This window comes from Ruegeria sp. CF4 (assembly GCF_056537345.1).
In genome coordinates, this window is record NZ_JBQFRJ010000001.1 from 139344 (window position 1) to 152953 (window position 13610).

Sequence of the window (13610 nt, forward strand, 5' to 3'; positions counted from 1 at the left end):
CCTCACCTTGGCATTGGAACCATCCGGGGATGAGCTCCGGTCAGGATCGCCCGTGCATCTGCAGCCATCAGATTGGACAGCGCAACATCTGAGCTGCGCAACCCACCGGTATAAGTGCCATAGGCCGGTAAGATCAGGCGTTTATGATCGATAAGGAAAGCTGGGCGGGTGACGTGACGGCCACGCACGGATAGGCCGACTTTGGGATGATAATGCCCCGAGATCTCACCCTTCCCACGGGGCTCGGCGATATGACGGAATGTCAGCCCCTCGCAAGTCCACTCGGCCAGATGCGTTCCACCCAGTTCAACCGGACCGGGGTCGTGATTGCCCTCAATCCAGATCCAGTGCCGTCCGGCCTGTAGGGTGGCGATCTGCAGCCGGTCTTCCCGTGGTAGTGATTGAGAAGCACGCAGATCATCAAAACTGTCGCCCAGACAGATGACGATGGCCGCATTCGTCAGCGCCAAATCAGTTGTCAGTCGGGTCAGGGTTTCGCGGTTGTCATACGGAGGCAGGGCAGGGCCGCCTCTGCGGGCTGCCCGCTCGGACTTGCCCAGATGCAGGTCTGAGACACATAAAAGCTTCTGATCTGGCCACCACAAGGCGCCAGAGCCCAGGGCAGACAACCCATGATTCATGAACGTAAAGTCAAGCGTGTTCATGATCCGTTCTTTGCGTGTTTTCGCGTTTCGTGCAAGCGGAATCAACCGGGCACCAAGCCAGCCGCTTGCATTAACCGGGCGCTTTCTTCGGCCAGAAGACGCTCTTCGGCTTCGCCTTTGACGGGGACTTTGCCGACCTCGAGAAAAAGAGGTGCGGCCAATGGTGAGACCCGACTCAATCGTAACAAATCAACACGATCCCCGATCCGGGCAATCATCGCTTCGATTCGCCCGAAATCGACCAGCCCGCGCATGGCCTCTTCGCGAGTGATCTGCATCAGCAGGTGGTCGGGGTCGTATTTCAGTAGCGTGTCGTACAGGATATCGGATGAAAACGTCGCCTGCCGCCCGCTTTTGCGTTGCCCGCCGGTGTTGCGTTCGATCAGGCCCGCAATGGTGGCTGAGGCGCGAAATGTTCGCTTCATTACGGCATTGCCCGCCAACCACGTTTCCAGCCCGTCTCGCAGCGCATCAAGCTGGAACAAAGGGCGCGGATCGGTCACCGCATCCAGCCCCCAGATCAGCGTGGCGTAGTCGGTGGCGACAAAGCCCAGAGGGGCGAGCCCTGTCTCCTCCATCCGCTTGGTCAGCAGCAGCCCCAGTGTCTGCTGCGCATTACGACCGGCAAAGCCATAGACGCATAAATGTTCACGCCCGTTATCAGGAAAGCTCTCGATCAACAGGCGGTCGCGTTGTGGCAGCCGCGAAACGTCGCGCTGCAAAGCCAGCCAATCGGCAGTGTGGGTGGGCAACTGAGGCCAATCGGGCTGTGCAAACATGCGCAGAATGCGATCGCTCAGCTGTGTCGAGGTGGCGAATTTCGTGCCCATGAAGGTCGCGATCTTGGGTTTCTTGTCCGCGCGACGGCTGACCTCAACCACCATCTCGCGCAGACCTTCATAGCGGACGATCTGGCCGCCGATCAGAAACGTGTCGCCCGGTGTCAAAGACGCGGCAAAGCCTTCCTCCACCTCACCCAACGGTTTGCCGCCGCGATTGCGTCTCAGCCGAACCTTCAGGGTATCGGTGTCTTGGATCGTACCCAGATTCATCCGGATGCGTTGTGCGGCGCGCGGGTCACGCAGCTGCCAGCGCCCGTCAGGCCGCTGCTGCAGGCGTTGCCAACGATCATAGGCGCGCAGGGCGTAACCTCCGGTGGCGCAGAAATCCAGACAAGCGTCAAACGCGGTGCGGGTGAGGGAGGCATAGGGCCCCGCTGCGGTCATCTCAGAGAAAAGTGCATCGGCCTCAAATGGCCCTGCTGCAGCGGCGATCAGGATATGTTGGCAGAGCACGTCCCGAGGGCCCGGTCCGCGAGGTTCGCCGTCCAGATCATGCTCTTGCACCGCTTGCAGCGCAGCGACGCATTCGACCACTTCGAACCGGTTGGCGGGCACCAGAAGAGCCTTCGACGGCGCGTTGTAGCGATGATTTGCCCGCCCGATCCGCTGCACCAGCCGTTTGACATTTTTTGGCGCGCCGATCTGTATCACCAAGTCGACGTCACCCCAATCGATCCCAAGATCGAGGCTGCCTGTGCAAACGATGGCGCGCAGGTCACCACGCACCATCGCGGCCTCGACCCGCTCGCGTTGCTGCCGATCCAGACTGCCGTGATGGATGCCAATCGGCAGACCCTCGTCATTGGCGAGCCACAGGTTGTGGAAGAATATCTCGGCTTGCGCGCGGGTGTTGTGGAAGATCAAAGTGGTCTTGTGCTGCCTGATTTGCTCCAACACTGCGGGGATGGAATAGGCGGCGCCACCGCCAGACCAAGGGGGCATTTCTTCGGTCTGCAGCATGGCGATATCGGGATCGGGGCCTGGATCGGCCTGAATAATCCTGCAAGGGTCTGGATGACGGGCCAGAAAGCGCGCAATGCCCCCCGGGTCTTCCACGGTTGCCGACAGACCTACGCGACGCAGATCGGGGCAGAGCGCCTGCAACCGTGCCAGTGCCAGCATCAGTTGATCGCCGCGCTTGCTTTCGGCCAGAGCATGGATTTCATCGACAATAATGCGCTGCACCCCGGCAAACATGCGCGGGGCGTCTTCGTACGAAGTCAGCAAAGCAAGGCTTTCGGGCGTGGTCAGCAGGATATGCGGAGGATCGGCGCGTTGACGTTTCTTTTGGGTTGCAGACGTGTCGCCTGTGCGGTCCTCAATCCGGATGGGCAGGCCGATCTCATCCACTGGGGTGCGCAGGTTGCGGCGAATGTCGGCTGCCAGCGCCTTGAGCGGAGAGACATAAATGGTGTGCAGCCCGTCATGCGCACCGTCGGACAGCTCGGATAAGGAAGGCAGAAACCCCGCCATCGTCTTGCCACCCCCTGTAGGGGCAATCAGCAACGTCGCCGGGTCCTGTGACCGGTCGAACATCGCTTGCTGATGCGGATGGATGGACCATCCTTTGGCGACAAACCAATCGTTAATCCGGGCGGGAATCTGCTTCATCGCTGCAGATTACCCGCCCGGGATCAGAAGGACAGGGGGTCAGTGAATGATCTTTTCTTCCTTGACGAACATGTTCGCCCAGGCGCGGTCGATCAGATCGGGGTTCATCTGGTAGGGGATGCCTTCGAATTCGCAGATCGAGATCATCTGATCGATCAGGAAGATCGGCTGGTAGTTCGCATAAATGTTGTTGATCGTCGGGTATTTGACCTTCAACAAGTGCACCAGTGCGGCCTCGTCCAATGGCATCCCGCGCTTGCGGGCCACCATGGCGAAGATCTTCAGGAAGTTCTCCTGGTTCGGACCATCGATCTTGATCTTGAAGAAGATCCGGCGCAGGGCCGCTTGGTCGAAGATCTCGTTCGGGTGGAAGTTGGTCGAGAAGATGACCAGCGTATCGAAGGGAACCTCGAACTTTTCACCCGATTGCAGACCAAGGATATCCTTGCTTTCTTCCAGCGGAACGATCCAGCGGTTGATCAGGGCCTGAGGGGGTTCGGCCTGACGTCCAAGGTCGTCCACGATGAAAATGCCACCGGTGGACTTCAATTGCAGGGGGGCCTGATAGGTCCGCGCGGTGGGGTTATAGACGAGGTCGAGCATGCTCAGCGACAGTTCACCACCGGTTACAACGGTGGGACGTTCGCATTGCACATACCGTGTATCGAAGCGTTTGCGGCGGCGCAGGCTGTTGGGGTCGTCGGCTTCTTGTTCAATCGCGGTGTGCACGATCGGGTCATAAACCGTAATCACCTGTCCAGCATACTCGATAGCCCACGGGACATAAACATTGTCACCCAGCGCGTCCCGGATCCCGTTCGAGATTGAGGACTTACCGTTACCCGGCGGGCCATACATCAGGATCGAGCGGCCAGCACTCACCGCTGGGCCCAGATGATCCAGCAGGCTGTCGGGCAGAACCAGATGGCCCATCGCCCCGGTCAGCTGATCGCGTGTGACCTGAATATTGCGGATCGATTGGCGTTTGACTTGCTCGCGATAGATGTCCAGCGGCACGGGCATCGCGCCGAAATATTCCGATTGGCTGAGGGCGTCCAAAGCACGCGCCTTGCCTGCATCAGTCAACTGATAACCCATCTCATTGCCTGAGTTGGCATTCAGGGTGCCCGTCGCCTCCAGCAGTTTCTGTTCGCGCGCAATATCGATGAGTTCCTGCGTGACCGAACCGGGCAGACAGATTGCCGCCGCGATCTCGGTGACTGTGTCTACATTCTTGCGAAAGATCGTTTTCAGCAGAATGTCACGCATCATCACCAGCGGAAGCTGCATCTCAGCCAACCCTTTGGGGGCAGGGGGGGCCATAACGGAGGTCGTCTGCATGTTCATGAGCGGGGCTCGTCTGTCAATGTTCACACCAAAGGCCCCCTAAAGGGCCGTTTGAGGAAAATTTGACGCGGCTTTGTGGCAGGACCAAGGCGCGGGCAAGGCGCACAGATGATTGTTTACGATCCGTGAATTATGCCCAAGATCAGATAGATGGCGAGACTTCCTGCCAGAGGGAGGCCCATAGGAAACTTCTTACCCTGATCCCAGCTTTCCCAGTCCGGCGCGACTTGGCGTAACTTGGTGTGCTTGGCCAATCGGTGGGCTGTAACGGCGCCAAGCGTTGTCGCGGTCAGGATCACTATCACAAACATCAGGTCTCCCGTCCAGATAAACGGCGCAGCGGCAGCGCAGAATTTGGCATCTCCAGCACCCATCACCCCGGCGGCGTTCAGGACAATGCCAAGCAGCAAAATAACAATGATGTGAAGCAGTTGCCAACCATAGACCGGAAGTGACACTGACAGCGGGCCAAAGCTCCCAGCCACCCAGTCACCGGACCATGGCGGCAGGACAAAGAGTCCGACAACAACAAAGACCAAGGCCAGCGCCATGACTGCGTGGTTCTTGATCTTCATCTCGCGCATATCCGTGAACGCGACATAGAAACAGATCGGCAGCACGAAAGGCAAAAACCACGCCGCTGCTGCCGCTGGGATGATCATGGATCAGGCTTCCTCAAGCGCGCGGAGCGAACGGACGGCCTCGTCAAAATGCTGTGGATGGGTCGCGATGGCTTCGCGATACAGGTTTTTGGCGAGGTTGATGTCACCCTGTTTGACGGCAGAAATTGCCAGCGTATTCAGCAGCCTCGCTCGTTCGGCCTGAGTCATGGGCACTACAGGTACGCTGTAATTCCCTTGCGCGCTGCGCGCCAATACCAGGTTGTTCTTTGCGGTGAACAAAGACTGATCATGACGGATGGCTTCTGTGAAAAGCCGTTCTGCTTCGGCATATTGTCCGCGAGTCAGCTTGGAATACCCCCAGTTGTTCATCACACCTGCTGGGCGGGTCGTCAGACCAACAGCCGTTTCGTAGAAGTGGTCGGCGCTTTTCCAATCCTTTCTGGAATCAGCAACCAGCGCTTCGAGCCTATAACGTTTGAAGGTTTCATAAGTCGGGGGGATGCTATCGAGAGTTGCTTTCGCGCCGTTCCAGTTTCCGCTGCGCACTTGTGCGTCCGCGTATTCAACCTGGTCAGCGTTGTTGGCACCCTTCATGGTCAGCACGCGTTTCCACGCGGCGGCGGCCTCGGTATTGCGCTTTGCACGGGTCAGGCTGATCGCCAGCCCGCGTTGCAGATCGATGCGGTCGGGGTTCTTGATAGCTGCACCTTGGAAATAGGTAGCGGCCTCGTTGGGGTCGGCCGCGTTCAGCATCACGTCATTCAGGTTGGTCTCGTCGATGACGTTGACTTCCTGAAAGGTGCGCTCGACCTTTTCCTCTTCGGTTTCTTTGGCACAGGCGGTCAAAACCAACCCGCACGCAAACATCGTCGGAATCAAGAAGGGGTGGCGCATTTTTTGCGTCCTTTTACTGCTCTGCCTCTGTTGCCGGGTTTCTGCGCAGAACGAATTCTCCGTTACCGCGCTGCTCCAGCTCAAATTCTTGTTCTTGAGGGGTATTATTAACAGGATTTTCCATTTTTGCGAGTGCTAACCGTAAATTGTCACGGATTGCGTCACTTTCGCCATTGTCCAGCGCAAAGGCCTTGCGGAACACCTGCGAGGCCTCGGCATATTGCCCAGTCTCCATCAGGAAAACGCCCAGATTGTTCCAGGCGACAGGCCAGTCCGGATCATCTTCGACCGCACGGCGCAGCAGGGGTTCTGCTTGCCCAATCCGGCGCAGACCCAGATTGGCAGTTCCGAGCGAGGTCAGGATTTCCGGGGTCATGCCTTGCTGAAGGGCAGCACGTGTGAACGATTCCAGCGCCAGTTCATACTCACCCGCTGCCATCAGCCGATTGCCGATCGCAACCTCATCTACCGCAGGACCATCGGGATCAACCCCCGGTGCAAACGGACCATTGGCAGAGGGCGTTTCAGTGCAAGAAGCCACCATGGCAAGAACCATGGTGGCCAATATCGTTTTGCGAAGGCTCCGATCAGAGCGCCGATTGCCTTGCTTGATCGGGAATTGTTCTACCCTAGTTCCCAAAGTCCGCGATACCTTTTGCCGAAGGGCCAACAAGGATCACCAATAGCGGAGGAACGGTCAAAGTCATAGTTGCGAGTGTCATTTTGGTAGGCAATTTGTTGGCGGCCTCTTCTGCGCGCATCACGCGCTTGTCGCGCATTTCATCGGCATAAACCCTGAGCGCATCGGCGATTGGAGTACCAAATGAGGCAGATTGGATCATGACTGTGACAAACGCGCTCACGTCCTGGACACCACATCGTGTCGCGAAATCGCGCAGGACGACGTCTTTCTCTTTACCAGCTTTCATCTCGTGAGCGACAACCTCGAACTCATCCGCAATGTCGGGGTATGAAGCTTTCATTTCTGCAGCGACCCTGACGATCGCCTGATCCAACGATTGCCCAGCTTCGACGCAGACAAGCATCAAATCGAGTGTATCCGGAAATCCAGCGGTAATAGCCTCTTGGCGTTCAGCCACGCGCCGAGTGATCCAGTATTTTGGAATGAAGTAGCCGATTGCACCCGGGACAAGCACGCGGATGGCCATATCTTGAGTTGTCAGTTCTTCTCCATTCGAGAAGACGGTCACGAATAAAACACCCAGGATTACTCCGATAATTCCAAGAGCAAATTGAGCAAAGTGATAGAAGCGGACTGCGTCTTTCGATTGATACCCGGCCTGGCGGAGCTTGAGTTGAACCGCTGAATATTCCTCTTTGTTTTGCGGCTCGAGGAAATTTGCGAATTTCTCAAGCTGTTCGTTACGCCCCGCCGCCCTCAACCGGTCCTTTTTATTTTTCTTGGTCTTTTTGGGAGCTGCCGTCGATCGCTGCAGCTTCTTTAGCGGATCTTCCGGCTGATTCAGTATTAGCGGGATGGTGACCAGTATCATGAACAGCCCTAGGACACCGGCGACGATCAAAGGCCCGAATTCGCCAAGATTTTCTGTGAGCATATCGTTTATTTGGGTCAGAAATTCCATTGATATGTCCTCAGACTTTGATGTTCGTGAGAATGCGCATGACGATCAGGTTCAGCGTCAGCATGATACCGACAAAGAAACAGGCCGGTATGAAAAGTGAGTGGTCAATTACGTTGTCGTAATAGCCGGGGTCTTTGACCATAATAAAGACAAGACAGAACACGGGAAACCCCGACAGGAATTTGCCCGACCATTGCGCTTCTGCAGTGATCGCCTTGACGCGTCGGAATAGGCGGAACCGGGCGCGGATGACTTTAGCCAAACCCGCGAGAATTTCGGCAAGATTACCACCGGACTGCTGTTGAATCGAAACAGCAACCGCCAGAAAACGTAAATCCTGCATGTCCAGACGCTCCGCCAGATCCTTGAGCGCTTCGCCGACATCCCGGCCATAAGCACATTCATCCGATATGACACCGAACTCGGTCGCAAGTGGGTCTTCTACCTCGTTGGCAACGATCTGCACGGAAGACACAAACGGGTTACCGACACGAAGTGATCGCACCATCAGTTCAACGGCGTCGGGCAACTGCTCTTCAATCAGCGCCATACGCTTCTTTGCCTTATTGTTTACCCACGCATAGACAGCGCCAACCCCGATCGCGATAGAGATGGCGACGCGAAGTGATGTCTCAGTGGCCGTACCTATGCTCAGCCCCAGAAAGGCAAGGACTGAGACCAGAACCATAATCAAGATCAACTGCTTGGGCGAAAAGGCAATTGCAGCTTTTTGGGCCTTATCAGCAAGCAGAGAATACAGAGGTATCGTCTGCGACTTCATATGCTGCTGCATTTCTTTGCGCAGCTGCTCGAGAACCTGATCCCGCGCAATACCTTTGTCGATCATGTCCAGGCGTCTGTTGACGCGGCTGTTCAGGCTGATCGACTTACCAAAGGCAACCAGATAGATGCCCTCGACCAGGGCCAGAACCCCGACGAAGATACCGATATAGATAAGAGCCTCAACGGGCAGTTGCATTTCTCCGGTCTCCTACATCGTGGTTGGGTCGTAGATCGACGGTGGCAGGTCAAAGCCCCACAGACGGAAGCGTTCGGAATAGTGGCTGCGCACGCCGGTGGCTGTGAAATGGCCGATGATCTTGTTGTCAGGTGTCAGTCCAACCCGTTGAAACCTAAAGATTTCTTGCATCGAAATCACATCACCTTCCATCCCGGTAATCTCGGTGATCGAAGTCATACGACGTGAACCATCCTGCAGACGGCTGGCCTGTACGATCAGGTTCACAGCCGATGAGATCTGGCTGCGGACCGCCTTGATCGGCATCTCGATGCCTGCCATTGCGATCATGTTTTCCAGACGAGAGATGCCGTCCCGGGCCGAGTTGGCGTGGATCGTGGTCATCGAGCCGTCGTGACCGGTGTTCATGGCCTGCAGCATGTCAATCACCTCGGCACCACGCGTCTCGCCCACAATGATGCGGTCAGGGCGCATACGCAGGGCGTTCTTCAGACAGTCGCGTGGACTGACCTCGCCTTTGCCTTCCACGTTGGGCGGACGGCTTTCCATCCGGCCCACATGGGTCTGCTGCAGCTGAAGTTCCGCCGTATCCTCGATGGTCAGAATGCGTTCAGCGTCATCAATGAAGCTGGACAGGGCGTTCAGTGTTGTTGTTTTACCCGAACCTGTACCGCCCGAAACGATGATGTTCAGTCGAGTCGACACTGCGGCTTGAAGATAAGCGGCCATTTCTTCGGTAAACGCGCCGAAATTGACCAGATCGTCGATGCCCAGTTTGTCTTTTTTGAACTTACGAATGGAAACCAGAGAACCATCCACCGCGATCGGCGGCACCATTGCGTTGAAACGCGATCCGTCAGCAAGGCGGGCGTCGACATAAGGGTTCGATTCATCGACGCGACGACCCACGGCGGAGACGATCTTGTCGATGATCCGCATCAGATGCTTTTCATCTTTGAAGGTGATGTCGCTGATTTCCAGCTTGCCCGCGCGTTCCACAAAGATCTGTTGCGGTCCGTTCACCAGAATATCGTTGACCGTGTCATCCTGCAGCAACGTCTCAAGCGGGCCGAGGCCCGTGACCTCGTCGTACAGTTCCTTGTTGAGTTGACTGCGATCTTCCCGGTTCAGAACGATGTTGCGCGCTTCCAGAACTTCGCTTGCGATTGCGCTGATCTCGGTGCGCAACTCAGCCTCACTGGCCTTTTCGAGAGCTGCGAGGTTGAGGTTTTCTAGCAATTCGCGATGCAGCTCCAGCTTGATCTCGCCCAACCGTTCTTTGCGTTTGCGCTCTTTGTCGTTGCTGACAACCTCGGCGGCTTTCTTCTGCACCGGTTTGCGGGCGACGGCTGTTGCGGTAGAAGTCGCAGCTGGCGCGGCCGCGGGGGCAGCGGCGGGCGCTTTGGCTTCAACCGGCTGAGCCGAGGGCTGTTTCTTGTATCTTGAAAACACGGGCAGCTCCCCTTCGTGTTATGCGGCTTCGGCGTCGCTGCTGCCGAGGCTATGGAGCGATTGAGCCAGTTTGGCGATTTCCCGACGGAGCGGGTTCTTGGCTGCTGAACTGGCCAGCGGCAGGCCATGATCACCGGCTTGCATGACCGGCTTGCCGCCATCGGGCAGAAGCAAGTCGATCGAAATGCCCAGGCTTTCACCCATGCGCTTGACCCGGCTCTTGCCGTTCAGATCAGTGAATTTAGGCGCCCGGTTCAGCGCAAAGCGCAGTTTATTGAAAGGCAGCTCTTCGGCTTGCAGCGCGCGTTTCAGGCGCAGCGCATTCTGGGCCGAGCGCATATCCAACTCGATCAGGGCGAAATAGACATGCGCCGCATGCAGGATCGTCTCGGACCACTGAACAAGCGTTTTGGGCATGTCGACCACCACATAGTCGAAATGCGCGCGCGCGGTATCGATCACGCGCTGAATATCTTCCGGAGTGATGATGTCGAGCGGAATCATGTCCGAAGGTGCAGTCAGTACCTGCAGCTTGTCCTCAAAATTCTGCAGTGCCTGACCAAAGGATTCTTCGTCCATCGAGTCGGTATCCGACAGCATTTCGAAAACCGCTTCGTGGCGTGGCAGGTCCAGGTAGGTGGAAACCGTGCCGTATTGCAGATCCAGATCGATCAGACAGACCTTGGGCGCTTCCTTGGCCGAAACGGTTGCCAATTCCCAGGCGAGGTTTACAGCCATAGTTGTCGACCCAACGCCTCCGGCAAGCCCTTGAACCACAAACAGTGCACCTTCCTTTGATGCGCCACTGGCAAGAGGTGCAGCGGCGGGCTGAGGTGCAACAACCGGATCTGGTTTGTTCATCCGGTCGATTGCTTCCTGCAATTCATTCTCTGGAAGGGGGTAGGGCACGAATTCGTCGGCGCCTTTGCGCAGCAATTGATGCAGCGAGGCCGGCGTGACATCTTCTGCGATCAGGACAACCTTGATGCCTTTTTCTTTGGCCCGCACGATGATCTCGCCCATCAGCGTCAGATTGTCTTCGTCATCACCGTCCAGTGCCAGTGCCACGAATTGCAGCGATTGAGCTTCCGGTTGACTGAAAAACGCAAGCGCTTCTGCAAATCCAAGATCGCCCCAGCGCTCACCCAGCGCGGCTTCCATATCTTCGATCAAAAGATCGAAGTTCTGAACATCCCGGCTTATGGTGCAAGCCAGAATGGCGGTATTTTCGTCTTGCGGCGTCGCGCTCGTCATTAACACAATCCTCGTCGAGAGGGCTGAGCAAACCGATTGAACGCGTGGAAGGTCAGTTCTGGTTTGCTGTCGCCCGGTGCGGTCAATTTTGGCCGCAGGTCACCCAATTGTTCACAACGTCGCTTGGAAGTTGGGCAAGAATTGGGCGCAAAAGAACCAATTGTAGGGAAATGGGCGACAATGCCGCCCATGACTTGAGTATTATTCGCTGCCGCTGGTGTCGCCGTCGCGCTGAATATAGCTCAGTGGAGTGGCGCTCGCGATGTATTCTCGATAGATCACGCGGGCATATTTTCCGTCCAGCAGGTTCGGATGACGATCCACAAACCCGGATACCTCGGTTACAGTGCGACGGTTGCGTCGGTCGCGATCTGGTGTCGCCACAAGTGGTCTGGATTTTCCAAAGGAAACAACTGCTTCAAGCCTTGAGCGTGAAATCCCTTGTTGTGTCAGGAAAGCGACGGCGGCGTTCGCACGCCGCTGCCCCAAACGCTTGTTGTACGAGTCAGATCCAACCGCATCCGTATGACCATAAACGCGGAAGCGCGCCTCGGGGAATTGCTTAATCCAAGCCGCTTGCTGCAGTAGGATTCGCTGCGCCGAGACATCAAGCTTTGCACTATCAAACGCAAAGTTGATCTGTGTTGGAACTTCAGCTGCGAACCGTTGTGCCAGAATCTGGCTATACGTCAGTTCGCCATTCATGACCTGGATGTTGTTCAAGGTCGCATTGCCGAAGGTGCCAGCATCGATCTCATATCCGGCTTCGCGTGTACAACCTGCGACAGCAACCGAAAGAGCCAGTGTAATGATCCACTTATCCATTGGTTCTATCCTCTCCTATCAATCCAGGACGTAGCCATAAGACTGACCGAAATCCTGCTTGGCTACTTCGGACGCGGCACCGTTTCCAGCACGTTCTGTTCGGGCGACCTTGCCGTTTACAAAGAGATCAAACTCGCTCGGTGGTTTTACCCGGTCAGTTGGCAGAGCCAGAGCTTCGCCACGCGTTGGTGATACCAGATGTGCGGTGACAATGATGATGAGTTCGCTTTGTTCGCGTTGATACTGAGCGCTGCGGAACAGGGCACCTAAAACCGGTACATCACCCAGCCAAGGTACTTGGTTACTCAGATCGGCGAAATCATCCTGGATTAAACCCGCGATTGCAAAGCTCTCACCATCGCGAAGCTCGACAGTAGTCTTGGTTTGACGCACGATGAAGCTTGGAACGTTGTCCCCGTTGATGGTGAAGTTAGAGTTCGGGTCGATACTCGAAACTGTTGCCCCCATCTCGAGATTGATCAGATTACCGTCGACCACACGAGGCACGAACAGAACCTGCACGCCGAATTGGCGATATTCGATAGCGACGACCCCATCATCTTGCGGTACAGGGATCGGAACCTCGCCACCTGCTAGGAATTCGGCTTCCTGACCTGACAGGGCTGACAGATTCGGTTCAGCAAGGCTTCGGGCCAACCCTTTGGATTCAAGCGCTTCCAACAGCAGACGAACCTGAGTGGAGCCCGCCCCGAAACCAAAGAGGATGGCGCCGGTATTGGTTTGCACCACCGGAATGTTGTTGCTCAAAGCGTTGGTCAGCGAACCCTGGTTGTTCAAGGTATTGAAACCAGCAGTTACGTCGCCGCCGCCAAAGCCCAGCGAAGCAGACAGGTTCTTCGCGACCGAGCGATTCATTTCTGCAAAGCGCACCTTCAACATGACCTGCTGCACGCCGCCAACATTCATCAGATTTGATACACGTTCAGGCGCGTAGCGTTCGGCCAGCTCAAGAGCGCGTGCAAGACGAGCGCTGCTGGAGACTGTGCCCGACAGGACGATGCCGTCATTGGCCGTGCGCACTTCGATCTGCTCATTTGGCAGGATCTGGCGCAGCCTTTCTTTGAACTCAGTGACATCCGGTGCAACCCGTACCCGTACATTGGTCAGAAGGTTGCCCGCTCCGTCGAACAGGGTCAGCGTGGTCATGCCTGGGGCGCGACCTAATACATAGATTGTCCGATCCGACAGCGTCGAAACGTCCGCGATTCCCGCATTTGCGATGCTGATCTCAGCAAACGGTTCTTCGCTCTCCACAACGATTGCGCGGTTGACCGGGACGTCCAGCGATTCTGCCGTCCCTTTCTTGACCACGCGAAGATTTTGGGCCCAAGCGGCATCGCCGATTGAGCTCACTACAAGCGTCAACCCCAGCAGGGTTGCGCTGATCCAGGAACGTATTGTCATGTGACCTGCCTCTCCGATCACCACTCGATTTTATGGGTCTTATGCCCTCTATCCGGAAACCCTGCGCGAAAACCGGATTTATTGCAATA

At 56.4% G+C, this 13610-nt stretch carries 12 protein-coding genes; all 12 read right to left on the reverse strand.

Annotated features, from left to right (window positions below; genetic code table 11):
* Nucleotides 1-2: 2 nt before the first annotated feature.
* Nucleotides 3-641 carry a ligase-associated DNA damage response endonuclease PdeM gene (gene pdeM, locus ACR0NF_RS00650; RefSeq protein WP_480667132.1) on the reverse strand — a complete coding sequence of 213 codons (639 nt, stop codon included), beginning with the start codon at nucleotides 639-641 and terminating at the stop codon, nucleotides 3-5.
* Between the two features lie 65 nt (nucleotides 642-706).
* Nucleotides 707-3118 (reverse strand): ligase-associated DNA damage response DEXH box helicase, encoded by a 2412-nt coding sequence (locus ACR0NF_RS00655; RefSeq protein ID WP_480777596.1) that lies wholly within the window; start codon nucleotides 3116-3118, stop codon nucleotides 707-709.
* Between the two features lie 39 nt (nucleotides 3119-3157).
* Nucleotides 3158-4465, reverse strand: a complete 1308-nt coding sequence (locus tag ACR0NF_RS00660) for an ATPase (RefSeq protein WP_480469144.1) — start codon at nucleotides 4463-4465, stop codon at nucleotides 3158-3160.
* Between the two features lie 116 nt (nucleotides 4466-4581).
* Complete coding sequence (locus ACR0NF_RS00665; RefSeq protein WP_480469145.1) at nucleotides 4582-5127, reverse strand: prepilin peptidase; 546 nt, start codon at nucleotides 5125-5127, stop codon at nucleotides 4582-4584.
* A 3-nt stretch (nucleotides 5128-5130) separates the two neighbouring features.
* Nucleotides 5131-5982 (reverse strand): tetratricopeptide repeat protein, encoded by an 852-nt coding sequence (locus ACR0NF_RS00670; protein ID WP_480469146.1) that lies wholly within the window; start codon nucleotides 5980-5982, stop codon nucleotides 5131-5133.
* Nucleotides 5983-5995: 13 nt separating this feature from the next.
* Nucleotides 5996-6538: a tetratricopeptide repeat protein gene (locus tag ACR0NF_RS00675; protein ID WP_480469147.1), complete on the reverse strand. Its 543-nt coding sequence runs from the start codon at nucleotides 6536-6538 to the stop codon at nucleotides 5996-5998.
* A gap of 73 nt (nucleotides 6539-6611) precedes the next feature.
* Nucleotides 6612-7586 carry a type II secretion system F family protein gene (locus ACR0NF_RS00680; protein ID WP_480469148.1) on the reverse strand — a complete coding sequence of 325 codons (975 nt, stop codon included), beginning with the start codon at nucleotides 7584-7586 and terminating at the stop codon, nucleotides 6612-6614.
* Between the two features lie 10 nt (nucleotides 7587-7596).
* On the reverse strand, nucleotides 7597-8565 hold the full coding sequence (locus ACR0NF_RS00685) for a type II secretion system F family protein (RefSeq protein WP_480469149.1): 969 nt from the start codon (nucleotides 8563-8565) through the stop codon (nucleotides 7597-7599).
* Nucleotides 8566-8577: 12 nt separating this feature from the next.
* Nucleotides 8578-10017 (reverse strand): TadA family conjugal transfer-associated ATPase, encoded by a 1440-nt coding sequence (locus tag ACR0NF_RS00690; RefSeq protein WP_480777597.1) that lies wholly within the window; start codon nucleotides 10015-10017, stop codon nucleotides 8578-8580.
* Between the two features lie 18 nt (nucleotides 10018-10035).
* The gene (locus tag ACR0NF_RS00695; RefSeq protein WP_480777598.1) at nucleotides 10036-11271 is read right to left on the reverse strand and encodes a CpaE/TadZ family protein; all 1236 of its coding nucleotides are present in this window, start codon (nucleotides 11269-11271) and stop codon (nucleotides 10036-10038) included.
* 201 nt (nucleotides 11272-11472) lie between these two features.
* Nucleotides 11473-12096: an OmpA family protein gene (locus ACR0NF_RS00700; RefSeq protein ID WP_480469152.1), complete on the reverse strand. Its 624-nt coding sequence runs from the start codon at nucleotides 12094-12096 to the stop codon at nucleotides 11473-11475.
* 18 nt (nucleotides 12097-12114) lie between these two features.
* Nucleotides 12115-13521, reverse strand: a complete 1407-nt coding sequence (locus tag ACR0NF_RS00705) for a type II and III secretion system protein family protein (protein WP_480777599.1) — start codon at nucleotides 13519-13521, stop codon at nucleotides 12115-12117.
* Nucleotides 13522-13610: the final 89 nt, after the last annotated feature.